General features: G+C 54.8%; 1 protein-coding gene. It reads left to right on the top strand.

The window, feature by feature from the left end:
* The first annotated feature begins 56 nt into the window (after window positions 1-56).
* A protein-coding gene (locus tag Q0949_RS20595; RefSeq protein ID WP_299377007.1) for an IS3 family transposase occupies window positions 57-1,183 on the top strand; the annotation gives its coding sequence in 2 pieces (ribosomal slippage) (window positions 57-321 and window positions 321-1,183; 1,128 coding nt in all).
* Window positions 1,184-1,217 lie beyond the last annotated feature (34 nt).

Genomic DNA, 1,217 nt, shown 5'->3' with positions numbered 1-1,217 from the left:
TGGTCATCCCCCACTGAAGTGGTCCTCCGCTATGTTTAGGAAAACGGAGGAAACACATGGCAAACAAGCGACCGAAGCCCGAGGAAATTGTCACGAAATTACGGCAGGTTGAGGTTCTGACGGGGCAAGGGATGCTGCGTCTGGATGCGATCCGGCAGATTGGTGTGACTGAACAAACCTATTACCGCTGGAAGAAGAAGTACGGTGGAATGGGCACGGATCAATTGAAGGAGCTGAAGCGTCTGCAGAAAGAGAACGAGCGGCTGCGCAAGGCTGTTTCTGATCTGACGCTGGACAAACTTATTTTGGCGGAAGCTGCGAAGGGAAACTTCTGAGCCCCGCTCGTCGCCGTGCCTGTATTGATCGAGTTCGAGCTGAGCTGAACGTCTCCGAACGCCGTGCTTGCCGTGTTCTGAGGCAACATCGATCCACGCAGCGCAGAGTACCAGTTGGCCGTTCTGACGAAGATCGCCTCGTTGCCGATATGATCGAGCTGACCCGACAATATGGCCGCTACGGCTATCGTCGGATCGCTGCACTGCTGAGGGACGCGGGATGGCATGTGAACGACAAGCGGGTTGAAAGACTATGGCGACGAGAGGGGCTGAAAGTGCCAATGAAACAACCAAAGAAGGGGCGGCTTTGGCTGAATGACGGATCATGCGTTCGGCTTCGGCCGGAGCATCGCGATCATGTCTGGTCGTACGACTTTGTGCATTGCCGAACTGACGACGGAAAGACTTTCCGGACGCTGAATATCATCGACGAATACAGCCGGGAATGTCTCGCCATCCGTGTGGATCGCAAGCTGAACTCAGGCAACGTGATTGATGCCCTGAGCGACCTGTTCATTCTGCGCGGCATCCCATCATTTATTCGTTCAGACAATGGCCCGGAGTTTGTCGCTCAGACCGTCCAAGAATGGATCAAGGCCGTGGGCGCGAGGACCGCCTACATCGAACCAGGCTCCCCTTGGGAAAACGGATACTGCGAAAGCTTCAATGCTCGCTTCCGGGATGAGTTCCTGAACGGCGAAGTCTTCTACAGCCTGCGCGAAGCACAAATCCTGATCGAAGAATGGAGAAAACACTACAACACCAAACGACCACACAGTACTCTGGGTTACCGCCCGCCGGCCCCTGAAACCATCGTCCAGATGGACCAAAGGCCGATCATGCACTAACAATCAAATTGGACCACTCAAGTGGGGCTGATCA

The organism is uncultured Tateyamaria sp., from assembly GCF_947487805.1.
Taxonomy (GTDB): domain Bacteria; phylum Pseudomonadota; class Alphaproteobacteria; order Rhodobacterales; family Rhodobacteraceae; genus Tateyamaria.
This window is presented reverse-complemented; position numbering and strand designations above follow the sequence as displayed.